The sequence below is a fragment of the Enterobacter sp. kpr-6 genome, from assembly GCF_900116015.1.
Classification (GTDB): domain Bacteria; phylum Pseudomonadota; class Gammaproteobacteria; order Enterobacterales; family Enterobacteriaceae; genus Enterobacter_D.
In genome coordinates, this window is record NZ_FOYH01000009.1 from 122,991 (window position 1) to 135,477 (window position 12,487).

Sequence of the window (12,487 nt, forward strand, 5' to 3'; positions counted from 1 at the left end):
TCATGAAAGCAGTCATGTTGATGTTCGATACGCTGACGCGTAACCACCTCGCCCCTTACGGGGGCGATGCCATCACGCCAAACTTTTCGCGGCTGGCAAAAGAGTCAGTGCAGTTCGATAACTTTTACGTCGGCAGCATGCCGTGCATGCCCGCCCGCCGTGAGCTGCACACCGGGCGTTACAACTTTTTGCACCGTAGCTGGGGGCCGCTGGAGCCGTTTGATTTTTCGGCGATGCAGGCGCTGCACCAGAATGGGGTGCACACCCACATGGTCACCGACCATAAACACTACTGGCGCGACGGCGGCGCGACGTACCACACGCGCTACTCCACCTTTGAGTTCATTCGCGGTCAGGAAGGCGATTGCTGGAAAGGGCAGGTCGAAAAACCGCAAATTAGCTGGCAGGGGATGGAAGATGACGAAACCCGCCGTCGCCGCGCCGGGCGCATGACCCAGGATCTGATCAACCGCGCCGCGATGCCCACCCAGGCGGAGCATTTCACCCATCGCACTATTGCGGCGGGCATGGAGTTTCTCGATACCAACCAGGACCAGGACAACTGGTTTTTGCAGATTGAGTGTTTCGATCCGCACGAACCGTTTTTCGTCCCGGAAAAATATCTGGCGCAGTACGGCTGCAAACCCGGCGAATTTGACGGCTGGGTGCCCTATTACTGCGGCGCACCGGGCGGGGAGAATGACGACAAAGCGCGGAAGTTTTACCAGGCGCTGATCACCATGTGCGACGATTATCTCGGTCAGGTGATGGATAAGCTCAAAGCGCTGAACCTGTGGGAAGACACGCTGTTTATTGTCTGCACCGATCATGGCTTCCTGCTCGGCGAGCACGACTGGTGGGGCAAAAACATCATGCCGGTCTATAACGAAATCGCCAACACGCCGTTCTTTATCCGCGATCCGCGCTGTAAGGTGACGGGCGAGCGGCGCAGCGCGCTGGCGCAAACCATTGATATTCCGGCCACCCTGCTGGAGTACTTCAACGTTGAGCGTCCGGCGACCATGACCGGCAAACCCCTGCGTCCGGTGATTGAAAACGACACCCCCATTCATGACCACGCGCTGTTTGGCTACTTTGGCGGTCATCTGAATATTACCGACGGTGAATCGGTGTATATGCGCTGCCCGCGCGAGCAGGGTAAAAAGCACCTGTTTGAATACACCCTGATGCCGACGCGCATCGACAGCCCGTTTAACGTCAAAGAGCTGACCGACATCCGCATCCATCCTGGCTTTGATTTCACCCGTGGCGCACAGGTGATGCAGATCCCGGCGAGCTTTGGCTACCTCAATCCGTGGCGCTTTGGCGACAAGCTGTTTGATGTTAAACGCGATCCCCAACAGCTACAGCCGCTGGATGATGCGCAAAAAGCGCTGGAGATGGCCCACGCCATGCGCCCACTGCTGGAAGCACACGATGCGCCGCCGGAACTCTATACCCGCTTTGCGCTGGATACCCTGACGGCAGAGCAGGAGGAGCAGTTTGCCCGGCACTGGCAGCAGGATGCCCGCTGTGAAGATCAGGGCGTTTATGAGGCGCTGATGTTTTTAAGCAAAGCGCTGCCTGCGATCTCGCCCGATGCCGTGCTGGCGGAGGTGAACGACGGGCAGGTGTTGACGCAAAACCACATCTTTGCGCTGATTGACCAGCATGCCAGTGGCGATAAACACAAGGCGCTGGTGTATCAGATCCGTCTGTTGCTGCGGGTGGATTAATCATGACGAGCTGGACGCTGGAAAACGACCGCTGGCGCATAACCGTTAAGGCCAAGGGCGCGGAACTGTGCGAACTTCTGGATAAACGCCAGCAGCGCCAGCGCCTGTGGACGCCCGATCCGGCGGTGTGGAACAACAGCGCCACCCAGCTTTTCCCGGTTGTCGGCAGGCTTATCCATAACGGCCTGCATCATGACGGGGAATTCTGGCCGCTTCCCGCCCACGGGTTTTTGCGCCAGCAGCGTTTTCGCCTCGTTAAGCAACGTGATGACAGGCTGACTCTGTGCTGCGAAGAGAGCCCGGAAACCCAGGCGATCTGGCCGTTTCGCTGGCGGGTAACAACGCACTGGCATCTGACCGCCACCGGCCTTACGGTGCGCTGGCAGGTGGAGAACCGGGACAGCCGGGCGTTTCCCTTTGCGCTCGGCTGGCATCCGGGCTTTGCGCTGCCGATCGCCACGCAGCCGGGCTGGTCGGTACGCTTTGACCGGCCCGCTAGCGGGCCATTTTTCACGGATAATCGCACGCTGATCACGCCCGAAACACCAGCACGTACCACCGGCTTTGCTCTCACCGCTGACAGCTTCACGAACGGTGCCGTCTATTTTGGTGACATGGCCGATTGTGGCGTTTCGGTGATCTCCCCGCAGGGCGACTGTGCGTTGCGTCTGGACTCGCCGCAGACACCCTGGCTGGCGCTGTGGAGCGTACCGGGCGCGGATCTGCTGTGCATCGAGCCGCTGACCGGCACCACCGACGATCCGCAGTTTGACGGCGACGTGTGCCATAAGCGCGGAATGCAGTGGCTGGCGGCGGGTGACACGTATCATCAACAGCTTAGCGTGACGCTGGCGCAAGACGGCGAAGAATAAGATGGCTACACTACCCGGCATTATTCGTTCGCGTGACGCCATGTTCGCGAATGCGCCGGGAGAGCCAGAGATGAGTGTGAATAAAGAGAACGTCCGCGTATATGTGGCCAATATTATGGCAAGCCTTGCGGATACCGATCGGAAAGTGGCGGAATTTATTCTGCGAAACCCGGCGCGGGTAGTGCAACTGCCGGTGAAAAAACTGGCGCTGGAGTCGGGCGTCAGCGAAGCCACCATCGTGCGTTTTTGCAAAAAAATTGGTTACGGCGGCCTGCTCAGTCTGAAAACGGAATTAAAGCGAGAACTGCTGGAAGAGAGCGATTTAACGCTGCCGTCCTCGCCCGATATTTTTCTCGGTGATTCCCGTAATGACGTGGCGCAGAAAATCGCGCTGACGCTCGATACCACGGTTAAAGAGACGATCGACCTGATCGACATGCGCAAAATCAAGCACATCGTCGAGCAATTTATTCACGCCCGCCGGGTGATGTTTGTCGGTTTTGGCGCGTCGGGTTTATCCGCACTGGAAGCGCGCGACAAAATGAACCGCATCGGGATTGATTCAGAGGCGTTTACCGACCGCTTCACCATGACGCTCAAGCTCGCCAATCTGAAAAGCGATGACATGGTGATCGCGTTTTCCCATTCAGGTGAAACGCCGGAAGTGGTGAACGCCTTTCGGCTGGCTCGCAAAGCGGGCGCGCACCGGCTGGCGATCACCCACAGCCCGCAATCGCCGCTTAACGAACTGGCGGATAACTTTCTGCTGACCTGCGGATCTGCCGGGCCGTTGCAGGGCGATTCCATCGCCACGCGGATTTCTCAGCTGTTTATCATCGAGTTTTTGTGCACGGAAATTACCCTGCACAAAGCCAAAGACAGCGCCTCGCCGGGTGAGTCGATTAAAGAGATTTTGATCAAAGAAAGAATCAAGCGCGAAGGATAAGAGAGCAGGCCGGGTCAGGCGAAGCTGCCGCCCGGCACTGTGAGACAGAAAGTATTACAGGAAAATCACGCCCACCAGCGTCACCACCGTGAGTATCGCCGCCAGTCCGTAGAACACCCATTTGCCGTTCGGCACGTGGATTTTCAGATCGTGCATCAGGTGATGAATGCGGTGCAGGCCGCACCACAGCGGCAGGACGATCATCAGGAAGATAAACGCGCGACCGATAAAGCTCTGCGCAAACGCCAGCACCCGCTCATAGCCGAGCGCATCGCCAGGGTACAGTCCCAGCGGCAGCATCACGCCAACCAGCAGCACGATCACCGGCGCGACAATCGCTCCCCACATGCCGCCTGCGCCAAACAGCCCCCAGAAAACAGGTTCGTCAGAACGTTTTGGATTTGGATTAATCATTTGGCCTCCTTACCAGAACAGGGCGACAGCGAGAATCACCCCGGTTGCCAGCACCGTTACCACCCACAGACCTTTAATAATCGGCTGCGGCCCCAGTTTCTCGTCTTTGATAATGATATTTGCCGCTTTCGGGGCCAGTTCAAACCAGGTTTTGGTGTGCAGCAGCGCGCCCGCCAGGGTAATGAGATTGAGGATCACCACAATCGGGTTTTGCAGAAATCCCACATAGCCCGCCCAGCTTTCCGCGCCGTGTTTCAGGGCGAACAGCCCGTAAATCAGCACAATGCTGAACCACACGGTGGTGATCGCCGTGCCTTCACGCAGCATATAGAAGCGGTAAAACGGCAGGGTTTTCCACCAGCCTGATGGCATGGGCCGCACGTAGGGTTTGCGTTTCGTCGTCATAATGCGCTCCTTAGCGGGGTTTCAGGGTGGCGATAAGAAAGTCTTTCGAGCTTTCCACTTTACCCTGCTGAATGGCCGCCGCCGGATCGACATGCTTCGGACACACCTCAGAGCAGTAGCCGACGAACGTACAACTCCAGACACCGTTCTGGCTGTTCAGTTGCGCCATGCGCTCCTGCTTACCGTGATCGCGGCTGTCTTCGTTGTAGCGGTGCGCCAGCGTAATCGCCGCCGGGCCGATGAATTCCGGGTTCAGGCCAAACTGCGGGCAGGCGGCGTAGCACAGACCGCAGTTGATGCAGCCGGAGAACTGGTGATACTTCGCCATTTGCGCCGGGGTCTGTGTGTTCGGCCCCTGATCCGGCGTGCGCGGATTGCCGATAATGTACGGCTTGATCGCCTCCAGACTCTCGATAAAGTGGGTCATATCGACCACCAGATCGCGCTCAATCGGGAAATTCGCCAGCGCCTCGACCTTCATGCCCTTCTCGTACTCACGCAGAAAGGTTTTGCAGGCCAGTTTCGGCACCTTGTTGACCATCATGCCGCAGGAGCCGCAGATCGCCATCCGGCACGACCAGCGGTAGCTGAGGTCTGGTGCGAGGTTATCCTTGATATAGCCGAGCGCGTCCAGCAGCGAGGTTTGCTCATCAAAAGGCACATCATAGAAAGCGCTGCGCGGTGCGGCGTCCTCTTCCGGGTTATAGCGCACCACCTCAACTTTCAGGGTTTTCATCTCAGCCATTCGCCTTCTCCTTTTTATCGGCGGCTTCCGCTTCACCGCCATACATGCGCTTTGCCGGTGGCAGCGTGGTGATCTTCACGTCGCTGTATTCCAGACGCGTCGTGCCGTCGGCATCGCGGAAAGCGAGGGTATGTTTCAGGAAATTAACGTCGTCGCGCCCGGTGCAGCCTTCATCAAGACGCTGATGCGCGCCGCGCGACTCTTTACGTGCCAGCGCAGAGTGCGCCATGGATTCGGCGACGTTAAGGCCGTGGCCCAGTTCGATGGCGTAAAGCAGATCGGTGTTAAACACGCTGGAGGTGTCGGTGATGCGCACGCGTTTGAAGCGCTCCTGCAATTCCGCCAGCTTATCGACGGTTTTTTGCATCAGTTCCGTGGTGCGGTAAATGCCGCAGCCTTCTTCCATCGACATGCCCATTTCATCGCGGATTTTTGCCCAGCTTTCGTTGCCCTGCTGATTGACCAGCGCTTTCAGGCGCTGCTCAACATCGCCCGCCTGCGCGTTAAGGACCGTATCACTGGACGAACCGGCGTTTGCGGCATGCTCCACGGCTTTTTCACCCGCCAGGCGGCCAAACACCACCAGTTCAGCCAGCGAGTTCGAACCCAGACGGTTCGCGCCGTGCAGACCGACGGAGGAACATTCCCCGACGGCAAACAGCCCTTTGATGCGGGTTTCGCACTGGCTGTCGGTTTCGATGCCGCCCATGGTGTAGTGCGCGGTGGGGCGCACCGGAATAGGATCTTTGACCGGATCGACGCCGACGTAGGCTTTGGACAGTTCACAGATAAACGGCAGACGTTCGAGGAGTTTTTTCTCGCCGAGGTGACGCAAATCGAGATAGACCACATCGCCACGCGGCGTGGGAATGGTGTTGCCTTTGCGCCATTCATGCCAGAAGGCCTGGGAGACTTTGTCGCGCGGGCCAAGCTCCATATATTTGTTTTTCGGCTCGCCGAGCGGGGTTTCCGGGCCCATGCCGTAATCCTGCAAATAGCGGTAGCCGTCTTTGTTCACCAGAATACCGCCTTCGCCGCGGCAGCCTTCGGTCATCAGGATGCCGGAACCCGGCAGACCGGTCGGGTGATACTGGACAAATTCCATGTCACGCAGCGGCACACCGTGGTTGAGCGCCATCCCCATGCCATCGCCGGTGACAATCCCGCCGTTGGTGTTAAAGCGATAAACGCGCCCCGCGCCGCCGGTCGCCATGATCACCGCATTGGCGCGGATTTGCGTCAGGGTGCCTTCCATCATATTCATCGCCACCAGGCCGCGGACGGCACCGTCATCCACCAGGATGTCGAGGACGAAGTGCTCATCGAAACGCTGAATTTGCGGGAACTGGAGAGAGGTCTGGAACAGCGTGTGCAGCATGTGGAAGCCGGTTTTGTCGGCGGCAAACCAGGTACGTTCGATCTTCATGCCGCCGAAGCGCCGCACGTTGACCGAACCATCCGGGCGACGGCTCCACGGGCAGCCCCACTGTTCAAGCTGGGTCATTTCCCTCGGGCATTGATGCACGAAATAATCAACGACGTCCTGCTCGCACAGCCAGTCGCCACCCGCTACGGTGTCGTGGAAATGGTATTCAAAGCTGTCATGATCCTGCGCAACGGCAGCGGAACCGCCTTCCGCGGCAACGGTATGACTGCGCATGGGATAAACTTTTGATATAAGAGCGATTTTAGCGTGTGGATTCGCATGTGCTGCGGCAATTGCTGCACGTAATCCAGCGCCGCCAGCGCCAATTACGGCAAGATCGGCTTGAACGGTTTGCACGACATTCCTCCAGATATTTGATTATCTCGCACCGCACGATTTACATGAAAAAGGGCGTTACGAAAGCATTTCCACTGCTCCATGATGGGTACGGCAGTATAACCGCGTGCTCAGGAGGGAAATTTGACGTGTTCGATTTTTTTGCCCATCTGTGCGGTCTAAATTGCCGTACAAAATTTGTCTCTCTTCGTGGTTACGAGTAGACTTCGTGCCCTTATCAGATTACGGAGAAAGCACCATGAGCGAAACGGCCACCTGGCAGCCGAGCGCGTCCATCCCCAACTTGTTGAAACGTGCGGCAAAGATTGCGGAGATCCGCCGCTTTTTTGCCGATCGGGGGGTGCTGGAAGTGGAAACGCCCTGCATGAGCCAGGCAACGGTGACGGATATTCATCTGTTCCCGTTCGAAACCCGTTTTGTAGGTCCAGGCCATTCTCAGGGCATGAATCTTTATCTGATGACCAGCCCGGAATACCACATGAAGCGCCTGCTGGCGGCGGGATGTGGCCCTGTCTTTCAGTTGTGTCGCAGCTTCCGTAATGAAGAGATGGGCCGCCATCACAACCCGGAATTCACCATGCTGGAGTGGTATCGCCCCCACTACGACATGTACCGCCTGATGAATGAAGTGGACGATCTGCTGCAACAGGTGCTGGAGTGCGCACCAGCGGAGTCGCTCTCTTACCAGCAGGCGTTCCAGCGCCATCTGGACATCGATCCGCTCTCCGCCGATAAACAGCAACTGCGCGACGCGGCGGCGAAGCTGGATCTCAGCAATATCGCCGATACCGAAGAGGATCGCGATACGCTGCTGCAACTGCTGTTCGCCATGGGCGTAGAGCCGCACATTGGTAAAGATCGTCCGGCGTTTGTGTACCATTTCCCGGCAAGCCAGGCATCGCTTGCGCAGATCAGCACCGAAGATCACCGCGTGGCGGAACGCTTTGAGGTTTACTTCAAGGGTATTGAGCTGGCGAATGGTTTCCACGAACTGACCGACGCCCGCGAGCAACAGCAGCGTTTTGAGCAGGATAACCGTAAGCGCGCGGCGCGCGGCCTGCCGCAGCAGCCGATTGATGTCAATTTGCTGGAAGCGCTGAAAGTGGGTATGCCGGACTGCTCCGGCGTGGCACTCGGCGTAGACCGCCTGGTGATGCTGGCGCTGGGCGCGGAAAGCCTGGCAGATGTGCTCGCCTTTACGGTAGATCGGGCGTAAGGCCACTTCTCACAATACCCCTCACCCTAACCCTCTCCCTATGGGAGAGGGGACAGCCCGGGCACGGACCCGCCTTCCTCCCTCTCCCCTGGGGAGAGGGCCGGGGTGAGGGGGAACAAAACCCCACATTTTTTGCACAACCTTCAACGCGTTGCTCAGAATTGAGTATTATTGAGCGACGTTGTCGTGAAGGAATCCCTTATGAAGCAAATCCGCTTACTGGCGCAATACTACGTCGATCTGATGATGAAGCTCGGCCTGGTGCGATTTTCTCTGCTACTGGCGCTGGCACTGGTTGTGCTGGCGATCGTGGTGCAGATGGCTGTGACAATGGTGCTTCATGGCCGTGTCGAAAGCATTGATGTTATTCGCTCCATCTTCTTTGGCCTGCTGATTACGCCCTGGGCGGTGTACTTCTTATCGGTGGTGGTTGAGCAACTGGAAGAGTCGCGCCAGCGGTTGTCACGGCTGGTGGATAAGCTCGAAGAGATGCGTGACCGCGATCTGAAACTCAATGTGCAGTTAAAAGACAATATTTCCCAGCTTAATCAGGAAATCAGCGATCGCGTCAAAGCCGAGGCGGAGCGCCAGGCCACTTTTGAGCAGCTCAAAATTGAGATGCAGGAGCGCGAGCAGACGCAAATCCAGCTTGAACAGCAATCCTCTTTCCTGCGTTCATTTCTCGATGCTTCCCCGGATCTGGTGTTCTATCGCAACGAAGATAAAGAGTTCTCCGGCTGTAACCGGGCGATGGAACTGCTGACCGGCAAAAGCGAAAAACAACTGGTGAGCCTCAAGCCGCAGGATGTCTACTCACCGGAAGCGGCAGAGAAAGTGATCGAAACCGACGAAAAAGTCTTTCGGCATAACGTCTCTCTGACCTATGAACAGTGGCTGGATTACCCGGACGGGCGCAAAGCCTGCTTTGAGATCCGCAAAGTGCCGTACTACGACCGCGTCGGCAAGCGCCATGGACTGATGGGCTTTGGCCGCGACATCACCGAGCGGAAGCGCTATCAGGATGCGCTGGAGCGCGCCAGCCGCGACAAGACCACCTTTATCTCCACCATCAGCCATGAACTGCGTACCCCGTTAAACGGCATCGTCGGGTTAAGCCGCATTCTGCTGGATACCGAGCTTTCCGACGAGCAGGAAAAATATCTCAAAACCATTCATGTTTCGGCGGTGACGCTGGGGAATATTTTCAACGATATTATCGACATGGATAAAATGGAGCGGCACAAAGTCCAGCTGGATAAACAGCCTGTCGACTTCACCAGTTTCCTTGCCGATCTGGAAAACCTCTCCGGCCTCCAGGCGCAGCAAAAAGGGCTGCGATTCGTTCTGGAACCTACGTTGCCGCTGCCGCACAAAGTCATCACCGACGGCACCCGTCTGCGCCAGATCCTGTGGAATCTCATCAGCAACGCCGTCAAATTTACGCCTGAAGGCCAGGTGGTGGTACGTATCCGTTACGATGCCGATGAGATGCTGAGCTTTGAAGTGGAGGACTCCGGCATCGGTATCCCGCAGAGCGAGCAGGATAAAATTTTCGCCATGTATTATCAGGTCAAAGACAGCCATGGCGGTAAGCCGGCGACCGGCACCGGCATCGGTCTGGCGGTTTCCCGCCGTCTGGCGAAAAGCATGGGCGGTGACATTACCGTCAACAGTCAGCCGGGCAGGGGCTCCATCTTCATGCTTTCGGTTCATGCGCCTGCCGTGGCGGAAGAAGTGGAAGATGCATTTGACGACGACGATATGCCGCTGCCCGCGCTCCATGTGCTGCTGGTGGAAGATATCGAACTGAACGTGATCGTCGCCCGCTCGGTGCTTGAAAAGCTCGGCAGCAGCGTCGATGTGGCGATGACCGGGACGGCGGCGCTGGAGATGTTTACGCCGGGTGAATACGATCTGGTGTTGCTGGATATCCAGCTACCGGACATGACCGGACTGGATATCTCCAGGGAATTAACCAGCCGCTATGCCGCCGACGATCTGCCGCCGCTGGTGGCGCTGACCGCCAACGTATTGAAAGACAAACAGGAATATCTGGACGCCGGGATGGACGATGTCTTAAGCAAACCGCTGGCGGTACCGGCATTAACTGCCATGATTAAGAAGTTTTGGGATACCACTGACGACGAGGAGATTGCCGTGACATCAGTAGACGACAGTAAAGCGCAGGCGCTGTTAGACATTGCGATGCTGGAACAGTACATGGAGCTGGTGGGGCCGAAGCTCATCACCGATGGTCTGGCGGTATTTGAGAAAATGATGCCGGGCTACATCAGCGTGCTGGAATCGAATTTCACCGCCCGCGATCAGAAGGGCATTACGGAAGAAGGGCATAAAATCAAAGGGGCCGCGGGCTCAATTGGTTTGCGCCATTTACAGCAGCTCGGTCAGCAGATTCAGTCACCGGATCTTCCTGAGTGGTGGAATAACGTCGGTGAATGGATCGACGAAATGAAACAGACGTGGCCGCACGATGTGGCGGTGCTGAAAGCATGGGTGGACGGGGCGAGAAAAAAATGACCCCGGATAAACCGGGGTGCGCGAATACTGCGCCAACACCAGGGAAACCTTGGCTGCGCCGGGATTTTTAATTTTGTAATGGGAAAAGCGCAGACGACATGATTGGACTGCCCGCTCTTAAGATAGCAAATCTTAAATTATTTGTTACATGAATCAGTTAAATGTGTGAAGCATAGCGTCCTTATCAAAATTTTTAATAGTCTTCAGCATGTTGCAACAAAGGATTAGCAAGATGAAAAAAGTGGGTATCGTACTCGGTGGATGTGGCGTCAATGATGGTGCCGAAATTCACGAAGCGGTCATTACGCTCCTGGCGCTTGCCCGCCACGGCGCACAGGCGATCTGTTTTGCCCCGGACAAAAACCAGGCAGACGTGGTCAACCATCTGACGGGCGAGCCGATGGCCGAAAGCCGGAATGTGTTGGTTGAGGCGGCGCGGATCGCGCGCGGTGAGATCCAGCCGCTCAGCGAAGCGCGGGCCGATGAGCTGGATGCGCTGATCGTGCCCGGCGGTTTCGGTGCCGCAAAAAATTTGAGTAATTTTGCGCAGTTAGGCGCGGATTGCACCGTTGATGAGGATCTCAAACGGCTGTCGCAGGCAATGCATGCGGCGGGAAAACCGCAGGGCTTTATCTGTATCGCCCCTCCTATGTTGCCGAAAATTTTTGATATCCCGCTGCGTCTGACGATTGGTACCGATATCGACACTGCTGAACTGCTTGAAGTGATGGGGGCGGAACATGTGCCGTGTCCGGTGGATGATATTGTGGTCGATGAGGAGCACAAAATCGTCACCACCCCGGCGTATATGCTGGCGCAGACGATCGCCGAAGCTGCCACGGGTATCGAAAAACTGGTCACCCGCGTGCTGGTTCTGGCGCAATGAAGTGGCGGCGCTTATCGCTAAAAGGGGTTCTCTGGCGGCTGGTACTGGTTTTCGCGCTGTTCTGGGGCGGGGGGATCGCGCTGTTTAGCGTGGTGCCGGTGCCGTTTTCAGCGGTGATGGCCGAGCGGCAGATCTCGGCCTGGCTTAGCGGCGATTTCGGCTATGTTGCCCATTCAGACTGGGTCGGCATGGATGAGATCTCACCGTGGATGGGGCTGGCGGTGATTGCCGCGGAAGATCAAAAATTCCCGCAGCACTGGGGTTTTGATATGGCGGCGATTGAAAAAGCGCTGTCGCACAATGAGCGTCATGAAAACCGTATTCGCGGGGCCTCGACGCTGTCACAGCAGACGGCGAAAAATCTCTTTCTCTGGGACGGGCGAAGCTGGGTGCGCAAAGGGCTGGAAGCCGGTCTGACGCTGGGGATGGAGACGGTGTGGAGCAAGCGGCGGATCCTGACGGTCTATCTGAATATCGCGGAGTTTGGCGAAGGGATATTTGGCGTTGAGGCTGCGGCACAGCGCTATTTTCATAAGCCCGCCAGCCGGTTAACTCAGGCGGAGGCCGCGCTGCTGGCGGCTGTATTGCCGAATCCGCTGCGCTTTAAGGCTGATGCGCCGTCGGGGTATGTGCGAAATCGTCAGGCGTGGATTATGCGGCAGATGCGCCAGTTGGGTGGGGAAGAGTATGTGCGCAGGAATGGGTTGTATCCTTAAAGGACGATCACCCTCACCCCAGCCCTCTCCCTGAGGGAGAGGGAGAAAAGCGAGCCGGTGCTTAATCTCTGAGGGCGAGGGAGAAAAGCGAGCCGGTGCTCAACTCTAAGGGTGAGGGGGAAACAAAACCCGCGCACAATCTGTCCCCTCTCACCTGGGGAGAGGGTCAGGGTGAGGGCAAAATCAAGTTTGTGCACAATCTGTCCCCTCTCCCATGGGGAGAGGGGGAG

Annotated in this window: 11 protein-coding genes; 7 read left to right on the forward strand and 4 right to left on the reverse strand. The window is 57.2% G+C overall.

The window, feature by feature from the left end:
• Positions 1–2: 2 nt before the first annotated feature.
• Genes BM373_RS18220 through BM373_RS18230 form a run of 3 tightly spaced genes read left to right on the forward strand, consistent with a single transcriptional unit; the run spans position 3 to position 3,554 of the window.
• Positions 3–1,736, forward strand: a complete 1,734-nt coding sequence (locus BM373_RS18220; protein WP_090464668.1) for a sulfatase — start codon at positions 3–5, stop codon at positions 1,734–1,736.
• Between the two features lie 2 nt (positions 1,737–1,738).
• Positions 1,739–2,608, forward strand: coding sequence for an aldose epimerase family protein (locus BM373_RS18225; RefSeq protein ID WP_090464671.1), 870 nt, complete (start codon positions 1,739–1,741; stop codon positions 2,606–2,608).
• Position 2,609: 1 nt separating this feature from the next.
• Positions 2,610–3,554 (forward strand): MurR/RpiR family transcriptional regulator, encoded by a 945-nt coding sequence (locus tag BM373_RS18230; protein ID WP_256214687.1) that lies wholly within the window; start codon positions 2,610–2,612, stop codon positions 3,552–3,554.
• A 54-nt stretch (positions 3,555–3,608) separates the two neighbouring features.
• Here BM373_RS18230 and frdD read toward each other — a convergent pair whose 3' ends face one another.
• From frdD to frdA, 4 genes are read right to left on the reverse strand one after another with little or no spacing between them, the layout of a single operon-like run.
• Positions 3,609–3,968 carry a fumarate reductase subunit FrdD gene (frdD, locus tag BM373_RS18235; RefSeq protein ID WP_090464677.1) on the reverse strand — a complete coding sequence of 120 codons (360 nt, stop codon included), beginning with the start codon at positions 3,966–3,968 and terminating at the stop codon, positions 3,609–3,611.
• 9 nt (positions 3,969–3,977) lie between these two features.
• Entirely contained in the window at positions 3,978–4,373 is a 396-nt protein-coding gene (gene frdC, locus BM373_RS18240) for a fumarate reductase subunit FrdC (protein WP_090464680.1), read from the reverse strand.
• A 10-nt stretch (positions 4,374–4,383) separates the two neighbouring features.
• Positions 4,384–5,118: a succinate dehydrogenase/fumarate reductase iron-sulfur subunit gene (locus BM373_RS18245; protein ID WP_090464683.1), complete on the reverse strand. Its 735-nt coding sequence runs from the start codon at positions 5,116–5,118 to the stop codon at positions 4,384–4,386.
• Complete coding sequence (gene frdA, locus BM373_RS18250; RefSeq protein WP_090464686.1) at positions 5,111–6,901, reverse strand: fumarate reductase (quinol) flavoprotein subunit; 1,791 nt, start codon at positions 6,899–6,901, stop codon at positions 5,111–5,113. The genes BM373_RS18245 and frdA overlap by 8 nt, the downstream gene beginning before the upstream one ends.
• A gap of 238 nt (positions 6,902–7,139) precedes the next feature.
• Here frdA and epmA point away from each other — a divergent pair, with 238 nt between their 5' ends.
• From epmA to mtgA, 4 genes are all read left to right on the forward strand, one after another.
• Positions 7,140–8,117: an elongation factor P--(R)-beta-lysine ligase gene (epmA, locus tag BM373_RS18255; protein WP_090464689.1), complete on the forward strand. Its 978-nt coding sequence runs from the start codon at positions 7,140–7,142 to the stop codon at positions 8,115–8,117.
• A 201-nt stretch (positions 8,118–8,318) separates the two neighbouring features.
• On the forward strand, positions 8,319–10,655 hold the full coding sequence (arcB, locus tag BM373_RS18260; protein ID WP_090464691.1) for an aerobic respiration two-component sensor histidine kinase ArcB: 2,337 nt from the start codon (positions 8,319–8,321) through the stop codon (positions 10,653–10,655).
• A 232-nt stretch (positions 10,656–10,887) separates the two neighbouring features.
• Complete coding sequence (elbB, locus tag BM373_RS18265; protein WP_090464693.1) at positions 10,888–11,541, forward strand: isoprenoid biosynthesis glyoxalase ElbB; 654 nt, start codon at positions 10,888–10,890, stop codon at positions 11,539–11,541.
• Complete coding sequence (gene mtgA, locus BM373_RS18270; protein ID WP_090464697.1) at positions 11,538–12,257, forward strand: monofunctional biosynthetic peptidoglycan transglycosylase; 720 nt, start codon at positions 11,538–11,540, stop codon at positions 12,255–12,257. Before elbB ends, mtgA begins: the two co-directional genes overlap by 4 nt.
• The last annotated feature ends 230 nt before the right edge of the window (positions 12,258–12,487 follow it).

Bases quoted from the DNA above. Each gene is read 5' to 3' on its own strand.
- BM373_RS18220 (WP_090464668.1), top strand. From the start codon at position 3: ATGAAAGCAGTCATGTTGATGTTCGATACGCTGACGCGTAACCACCTC.
- BM373_RS18225 (WP_090464671.1), top strand. From the start codon at position 1,739: ATGACGAGCTGGACGCTGGAAAACGACCGCTGGCGCATAACCGTTAAG.
- BM373_RS18230 (WP_256214687.1), top strand. From the start codon at position 2,610: ATGGCTACACTACCCGGCATTATTCGTTCGCGTGACGCCATGTTCGCG.
- frdD (WP_090464677.1), bottom strand. From the start codon at position 3,968: ATGATTAATCCAAATCCAAAACGTTCTGACGAACCTGTTTTCTGGGGG.
- frdC (WP_090464680.1), bottom strand. From the start codon at position 4,373: ATGACGACGAAACGCAAACCCTACGTGCGGCCCATGCCATCAGGCTGG.
- BM373_RS18245 (WP_090464683.1), bottom strand. From the start codon at position 5,118: ATGGCTGAGATGAAAACCCTGAAAGTTGAGGTGGTGCGCTATAACCCG.
- epmA (WP_090464689.1), top strand. From the start codon at position 7,140: ATGAGCGAAACGGCCACCTGGCAGCCGAGCGCGTCCATCCCCAACTTG.
- arcB (WP_090464691.1), top strand. From the start codon at position 8,319: ATGAAGCAAATCCGCTTACTGGCGCAATACTACGTCGATCTGATGATG.
- elbB (WP_090464693.1), top strand. From the start codon at position 10,888: ATGAAAAAAGTGGGTATCGTACTCGGTGGATGTGGCGTCAATGATGGT.
- mtgA (WP_090464697.1), top strand. From the start codon at position 11,538: ATGAAGTGGCGGCGCTTATCGCTAAAAGGGGTTCTCTGGCGGCTGGTA.